This is a genomic window from Longimicrobium sp., from assembly GCF_036554565.1.
Taxonomy (GTDB): Bacteria; Gemmatimonadota; Gemmatimonadetes; order Longimicrobiales; family Longimicrobiaceae; genus Longimicrobium.
Window position 1 is genome coordinate 1 of record NZ_DATBNB010000601.1, and the last position, 7,191, is coordinate 7,191.

At 70.8% G+C, this 7,191-nt stretch carries 9 protein-coding genes; 2 read left to right on the forward strand and 7 right to left on the reverse strand.

The annotated features are described in order from the left end of the window. From VIB55_RS16495 to VIB55_RS16520, 6 genes are all read right to left on the reverse strand, one after another. The coding region (locus tag VIB55_RS16495) for a 4Fe-4S cluster-binding domain-containing protein (RefSeq protein WP_331877763.1) at nt 1-332 on the reverse strand (332 nt) is incomplete at its 3' end. A 1-nt stretch (nt 333) separates the two neighbouring features. After that, a complete protein-coding gene (locus VIB55_RS16500) occupies nt 334-1,023 on the reverse strand; it encodes a helix-hairpin-helix domain-containing protein (protein ID WP_331877764.1) in 690 nt (229 codons plus the stop codon). 61 nt (nt 1,024-1,084) lie between these two features. Further along, complete coding sequence (locus VIB55_RS16505; RefSeq protein WP_331877765.1) at nt 1,085-1,879, reverse strand: ComEA family DNA-binding protein; 795 nt, start codon at nt 1,877-1,879, stop codon at nt 1,085-1,087. Nucleotides 1,880-1,882: 3 nt separating this feature from the next. Further along, a complete protein-coding gene (locus VIB55_RS16510) occupies nt 1,883-2,125 on the reverse strand; it encodes a DUF2997 domain-containing protein (RefSeq protein ID WP_331877766.1) in 243 nt (80 codons plus the stop codon). Beyond that, a complete protein-coding gene (locus tag VIB55_RS16515) occupies nt 2,122-2,580 on the reverse strand; it encodes a hypothetical protein (protein ID WP_331877767.1) in 459 nt (152 codons plus the stop codon). The genes VIB55_RS16510 and VIB55_RS16515 overlap by 4 nt, the downstream gene beginning before the upstream one ends. A 10-nt stretch (nt 2,581-2,590) precedes the next feature. Then, the gene (locus VIB55_RS16520) at nt 2,591-4,270 is read right to left on the reverse strand and encodes an AAA family ATPase (protein WP_331877768.1); all 1,680 of its coding nucleotides are present in this window, start codon (nt 4,268-4,270) and stop codon (nt 2,591-2,593) included. A gap of 184 nt (nt 4,271-4,454) precedes the next feature. On the opposite strand from VIB55_RS16520, the gene VIB55_RS16525 reads away from it, so the two are divergent. After that, nucleotides 4,455-4,805: a metalloregulator ArsR/SmtB family transcription factor gene (locus tag VIB55_RS16525; RefSeq protein ID WP_331877769.1), complete on the forward strand. Its 351-nt coding sequence runs from the start codon at nt 4,455-4,457 to the stop codon at nt 4,803-4,805. A gap of 3 nt (nt 4,806-4,808) precedes the next feature. Further along, a complete protein-coding gene (locus tag VIB55_RS16530) occupies nt 4,809-5,792 on the forward strand; it encodes an SRPBCC family protein (RefSeq protein WP_331877770.1) in 984 nt (327 codons plus the stop codon). 48 nt (nt 5,793-5,840) lie between these two features. Here VIB55_RS16530 and hutI read toward each other — a convergent pair whose 3' ends face one another. Beyond that, nucleotides 5,841-7,088, reverse strand: a complete 1,248-nt coding sequence (gene hutI / locus VIB55_RS16535; RefSeq protein WP_331877771.1) for an imidazolonepropionase — start codon at nt 7,086-7,088, stop codon at nt 5,841-5,843. Between the last annotated feature and the right edge of the window lie 103 nt (nt 7,089-7,191).

The following is a 7,191-nucleotide window of genomic DNA, read 5'->3' on the forward strand; positions in this document are numbered from 1 at the left end:
CGGGCGCCGCGCCGGAGCGTTTCGAGGGTGTAGCCGCTGTAGGTGAGCACGGAAAGGCCTTCCGCGCGGAGCAGGGCCGCCAATTCCGCCAGCGGCCCCGCCTGGGCGAAGGGCTCCCCGCCCGCGAAGGTGACCCCCTCCACCGGCGGTCGGTCCAGGATGCGCCGCGCCAGGTCTTCCACCGAAACCGCCTCGCCGCCGTCCTCCGCCCAGGTCCACGGCACCGCGCACCCCGCGCAGCGGATAGGACATCCCTGCACCCAGAGGCACGCGCGTTCGCCGGGCCCCTCCACGCGAGTCGACGCAAGGAAGCGGGCTATGCGCAGCTGCACGTCAGTAGTCCACCCGGCGGCCCATCGGACGCGGCGGGGCCGCGCGGGGCGTGGTGAAGGCGAGCGGCCGGATGCGCTCCAGGATGTGCGGCTTCAAATCCAGCGCGTCCGCGAAATCATCCACCGATGCGAACCCGCCGCGGGCATCGCGCAGCTCCACCGCGCGCCGCGCCAGGATGGGCCCGACGCCAGGGAGCGCGGCGATGGCGGGCTCGGGCGCCGCGTTCAGGTCCACAGGCGCGGACGGCTGCGGTGCTGCGGGGACAGGTGGCGAGACCGGCGGGGCGCTCGGCGAAGGTGCGGCGGGGGGCGTGAACGGAGCGTAGGTGGCGTCTACCGGCACGATACGTCTGATAGGCGGGGCGGGCGAGCTGCGCGCCGCGTCGGCGGACAGGTCTGCGTCCAGGCGGATCAGGAACTCCGGGCGTACGATGAAGGCGTGCACGGTGCCGACGAACCAGAGCGCCACCACGATGAGGCCCGTCCAGTTGTCGCTGTTGTCCGTGAGCGCGAGCGCGGAGGCAAACCCGAGAAAGTAGACGGCGGCCGCCACGAGCCAGGGACGGTGGCGCGCCCTGATCCCGGCGTACAGGAACGCCGCCCAGACGAGCATCCCCACGCTCGCCGGCGGCACCAGCACCCAGGCTGATTGCAGCAGTTCCCACCCCAACCCGCGTTTCGTGATCGCCATCTCGCTTCACCTGCCGGAGCGCCGCGCCCGCCGGGGCCGCGCGTGTGGATGTGGGGGAGGATCAGAAATCCACCACGCGGCTTCCCGTGCCGGGAGCCGGGGGGGCGGCGGGCGGCGGGGGCGGACCCAGCACCACGCGGGTACGCAGGCGTTCCAGGATGTGCGGCTTCAGCGCCAGCGCCTCTCCGAACTCCTCCAGCGAGCCGAATCCGCCACGTATCCGCCGCTCCTCCGCGGCCCGGCGCGCCAGCAGCGGGCCGATCCCGGGGAGCGCCGCCAGTTCCTCTTCCGCCGCGTTGTTCAGGTCCACGGGGGCACCGGCCGGTTTGGCGTGCAGGGGCGCGACGGGACGTGGAGGAAGCACCGGTGCGGGGGGCGGCGGACGCGTGCCACCGTCGAACGGAGCCCAGGGCGGCACGGGAACGCCCTCGAAGGCGGTCTCCTCCGCCACCTCGCGGCGCAGGTCTGCGTACGGGTCGGTCCCGTGCACGGCGTCCAGCCGCCGCAGGTATTCGTTCCGCACCCACACCGCGTGCACCATGGAGATGAGCCACAACGTCATGAAGATCCCGCCGACCACCTCGTTCGCCGTTTCGCTGTACGGAATGGGCGAGGCGGGCTCCGCCACCGCGGGGGCCGGCGCACCGGCGGGCGGCGTCTTCGGCTTGGTGGGCAGGAGCCCGAGCGCCACCCAGCTCATCAGGTAGAAGAAGCCGGCGATCACCCACTTGCGGGTGCGCGTCTTCCGGCCGGCGTACAGGAACGCGGGGCCGGAGAGCAGGCCGAAGCAAAAGGTCAGCAGGACCCACCACGAGTGGCCCCACTCCCACACCGCCCCGCGGTTCGTGACGGCCATCTCTCAGCTCCCCCGCACCTGGCGCCGGCGCACCTCGTCCAGGCGGGCGTCGTCGGCGCGAACGTCGTCCGCACGCACGTGCTCGGCCTGGTGGTACTCCGCCGTGTACGCGGAGTCGGCCGTCTCGGCCTCCAGCAGCTCCTCGAGGATGGCGATGTAGTCGGTGCAGCGCTTTCCCTTGGCGCCGTGCACCTCGGCCTGCACGGTGCCGTCGGGAAAGATGCGGACGGTGAACGCCTCGCTCATCGTCCCGCCCTCACCGGCATGGCGTAGCGCAGGACCACGGACCCATCCGCGTCCACCTTCTCGCGCTCCAGCTTCATCCCCCGTTGCGCGGCCTTCTGCTTCAGCCGCTCGTACACGCGCGCCTGCACCAGGCGGGCGTAATCGTGCTCCAACGCCTCCACGAACGCCCGCGCCTGCTCCTCCGTCACGGTGCCCACGAACACGGCGTCGTGCCGCCCCTCCTCGCCGGGCTGAAAGACGATCCGGCCGCCCTCGACCTCGCTGTGCACGCCGGCCTGGTCTTCCACCGACTGGCATCCGTAGTCGTGGAGTGCCGCGCGCAGCAGCTCCGCGTCCTTGATGCGGGTGGGAAGGCGCAGCACGCGCTCGGTGTCCTCGCCGCTACCCTGGAACAGGCGCGGCATGGCGTCGGCGGCGGCGATGATGATGGGGACCAGCAGAAGCGAAACTCCCATGGCGTCCTCGTTAGAAGTCCACCGCGCGGCCGCCGCGCGCTTCGCTGATGTCGGCCGGGGGGGCGGGCGCGGCCCCGGCGGTGGGCGGGGTCGGCCCGCCGTTGTCGTTCGGCGAGTCGCCCGCCACCTGGTACTCGGCCCGGCCCTCGCGCGGCGTGGCGGCCACGGCGCGGATGGAGGCCCAGGCGCGGATGGCGCGAATCTGCTCCGCCTGCGTGACGGAGAGCGGCACCGTGTTCCTGATCACCCACTCGAAGTCGGCCATGCGGATGGCGCGCCGCTCGGAGAACGCCTCGAACAGCGCCGCGATCACCGCCTGCTCGATCTCCGCGCCCACGAAGCCTTCCGTGAGGCCCGACAGGTACTCGCAGGTCCGGTCGTCGATCGCGAAATCGCCCAGCACCGCGCGGTTCTTCAGGCGCTTGGCCAGGTGCACGGAAAAGATCTGCTTGCGCTCGGACCGCGTGGGGAGATCGACGAAGAAGATCTCGTCGAAGCGCCCCTTTCGCAGCAGCTCGGGCGGAAGGGAGTTGATGTTGTTGGCGGTGGCGATCACGAACACCGGCTTGGTCTTTTCCTGCATCCAGGTGAGGAACGAGCCGAAGATGCGCGTGGAGGTGCCGCCGTCCATGTCGCCCGCGCTGCCGAACCCCTTCTCGATCTCGTCGATCCACAGGATGGAGGGGGCGATGGCCTCGGCGGTAGCGATGGCCGTGCGCATGTTCTGCTCGCTGCTCCCCAGCAGTCCGCTGAACACGCGGCCCACGTCCAGGCGTAGCAGTGGCAGCTGCCACGCCGAGCCGATGGACTTGGCCAGCAGGCTCTTTCCGCAGCCGGGAACGCCCGTGATCAGCACGCCCTTGGGCGAAGGCAGGCCGTAGTCGCGCGCCTCGTCCATCCAGGCGCTGTTCCGCTTCTGCAGCCACCGCTTGAGGTTCTCCAGCCCGCCCACGTCGGCGATGTCCAGGTCGCTGGCGATGAACTCCAGGATTTCGCTCTTGCGGATGGTCTGCCGCTTTTCTTCCAGCACCGTCTCCACGTCGCGCGCGTCCAGCCGCCCGTCGCCCACCATGGCGCGCGCGAAGGCGTTCTCCGCCTCGTGCAGCGTAAGCCCGACGGCCGCCTTCACCAGCCGCTCCGCGTCCTGCGGCGGCAGGTCGATGGTGATGCGCCCGCTCCCCTGGTTGGCCTGGATGATCCCGTCCAGCACCGTGCGGATCTCGTCCGCCGTGGGAAGGACGAACTCCAGCACGGTGACGTCCTTCTGCAGCTCCATCGGCAGGTGCAGCGTGGGCGACACGAACACCACGCTGCGCGGCGCCTGGCCGCCCTTGAGCACCGGCGCCAGGTCGCGGAGCTTGCGCACCACCTTGTGGTCGCACCCGCGCTGCTCGTTGCCGAAGTAGGGATGCACGTCGTGAAGCACGAACACCGAGGGCTCCACGAAGCTCTCGATGACGTCCAGCGCCTGCAGCAGGTCTTCCGTCCCCTCGGGCGCGCTCCACCCGTCGGAGCGCAGCCCCTGCGTTTCCGTCCACGTGAACACCCGGCGGGGCGTGCGGATCTTCGACGCGTCGCCCGCAACCAGGCGGATAACCGACACCACCCGCTCCTCTTCCCACGTGGGGACGTACAGGAACGGAAAGCGGGCCTTCAGCAGGTTGGCGAAGCTGGTGGAAAAGTCGTGCATCCGGCCGTGGCGGTGCGGGATGAGTGCGCCCCGGGGTCCCGGTGGGCGGGAAAACCAATGTCGCGAGCGGGCGCGCTTCCGTCCAGTGCCCCGGCGGGTTTTGGCTCCCTCGCGGCGCTGTCGTGAGATCAGACGCCACGCGTGATGCTTGCGTCGGGCGATTCACGCGACTATATACAACCTTATGGTTGTACGTCACCCACTCAGCGATGCGGACCTGGACCGCCTTTTCCGCGCGCTCGCCGATGCGACGCGCCGCGACATCGTCGCGCGGCTGATGGCCGGGGAGCCCCTGTCGGTCTCGGCCCTGGCCACGCGGTACGACATGTCGTTCGCGGCGGTCCAGAAGCACGTCGCCGCGCTCGAGGCGGCTGGCCTGGTGACCAAGCAACCGCAGGGCCGCGAACGCATCGTCCGCGGCAACCCTGACCGCATCGGCCGGGCGCGCGAGCTGCTCGCCCACCTGGAGGGGCTGTGGAGGGCGCGCTTCAGCCAGCTCGATGCGGTACTCGCCGATCCCACAACCCCGGAGTGAGCCATGCCGATTACATCCGTTGCCTCCAATCCCGATACGCTCACCCTGACGGTGATCGGCGACTACCCGGTGCCGCTCGAGCGGCTGTGGGACGCATGGGCGGACCCCCGCCAGCTGGAGCGGTTCTGGGGCCCGCCAACGTGGCCCGCCACCTTCACCCGCCACGACATGGCGGTCGGCGGCTGGTCCCAGTACCACATGACCGGGCCCGACGGCAGCACCGCGCATGCCTGGTTCCGGTTCGTTGCCATCGAGCCGGGGCGCAAGATCGAGGTCGATGACGGCTTCGCACACCAGGATGGCCGGGTCGACGAGTCGATGCCGGTCATGCGCATGATCTTCACCTTCGAGGAGACCCCTGGCGGCTCCCGGTTCACGGGCGTGACGCATTTCCCCACCGTCGAGGCGATGGAGCAGCTGGTGGGGATGGGCATGGTCGAGGGGATGCAGTCGGCGCTCGGGCAGATGGACGACGTCGTGGCCGACCTCGCATCGTTCGCGGCCGGGCGTGCCACGGATGCGCAGATCCTGGACGACACCCGCGTACGCATCAGCCGCGTGATCCGCGGAACGGTCGACCAGGTGTGGCGCGCGCACCACGATCCCGAGCTCCTGAAGGTGTGGCTGCTCGGGCCGGATGGATGGACGATGCCGGTGTGTGAGGTCGCGTCGGCCGTTGGTGAGTCGTATCGGTACGAGTGGGAGGCGGTGGATGGGTCGCAGCGCTTCGGCTTCGAGGGAGAGCTGCTGGAATCCGAGCCGCCCCACCGCTCGGTGACGACCGAGCGGATGATCCGGATGCATGGTCCCGGCGCCGTCAACGAGATGACGCTGACGGCCGTGGAAGGGGGAACCCTGATGACGCTCCTGATCGCCTACCCGAACGCCGAGGTGCGCGACATGGTGCTCGGCACGGGCATGACGGACGGCATGGAAAGGAGCTACGCCCGACTGGAGAGCGAAATCCTCGCGGCCGTTCCGGTCTGAGGACGTTCGTCGCGATCTGGTGAGCGGGTGGGATGGCGGCGAACCCGCTCACCCCACCCGCTCGCCGGCCTTCCACACGCCTTCGATGATCGGCGCGGCGAGGCGGTAGGGGATTTCGGAGGCCGTTTGGGCGCGCCAGAGGACCAGGTCGGCGGGGGCGCCGGGGGCCAGGGTGCCGCGCCCGTCGCACAGTTCCAGCGCCGCGGCGCCGCCCGCCGTCGCGGCCCGCAGCGCCTCGGCGGGGCTGAAGCCCATGCGGCTGCAGGCGGCCGTCAGCACGAAGTGCATGCTTGGCGTCGGCGAGCTGCCGGGGTTGAAGTCCGTCGCCAGGGCTACCGTGGCGCCTGCGTCGATCAGCGCGCGGCCGGGTGCCCAGCGCGGGCGGCCCAGGAAGAACAGCGTTGCCGGCAGCAGCGTCGCCACGGTGGACGAGCCCGCCAGCGCGGCGATCCCCGCCTCGGAGATGTCGCCCAGGTGATCGACGGACGCGGCGCCCAGTTCCACCCCCAGCTCCGCCCCGCCGCTCCCCTCCAGCTCGTCCGCGTGCATCTTGGGCCGCAGCCCGTGCTCGATCCCCGCCCGCAGGATGCGCTCACTCTCCGCGCGGCCGAACACGCCGGGCTCCATGAAGACGTCGCAGAAGCGCGCCAGGCAACTTTCCGCCACGGCGGGGATCATCTCCTCCACCAGCAGGTCCACGTACTCCGCCCGCCGCTCGCGGTACTCGGGCGGCACCTCGTGCGCCCCGAGGAAGGTGGGGATCAGCTCGATGGGCTGAAGCTCGTTCAGGCGGCGGATGGCGCGGAGCGTCTTCATCTCGTCTTCCGTGGACAGGCCGTACCCGCTCTTCACCTCTGCCGTCGTGGTGCCGCCGCGCAGCATCTCCGCCAGCCGCGGCAGGGCCATCTCCACTAGCTCGTCTTCGCTGCGCGCGCGCAGATCGCGAACGGACGCGTTGATGCCTCCGCCCTGCCGGGCGATCTCCATGTACGGCACGCCCGTGCAGCGCAGCGCGTACTCCTCGGTGCGGTAGCGCCCGAACACGGCGTGCGTGTGGCTGTCGACGAAGCCGGGCGTCAGCACGCCGCCGTGGCAGTGCACACGCTCCGCATGCGGAAAGTCGTCCAGCACGGCCTCCTCGGGCCCCACCGCCACGATCACGCCGCCCTCCACGGCCACCGCCGCGCCGCACACCACGGCGGCGGGATCGGTGTGGGGCCGCTCGCGCACGGGGCCGGTGCAGAGGGCGATCTCGGCGGCGCCAGTAAAGACGAGTGGCTGCAGGATTTCCGTCATGTGCATTCAATGGCGCGGCAGATCGGCGTTCGGCCGGCGGTCGCGCGGCCTCGTACATTCTGCGCGCCGGGGCGGATGGGCGTCAAATCCCGGTTGACCGATC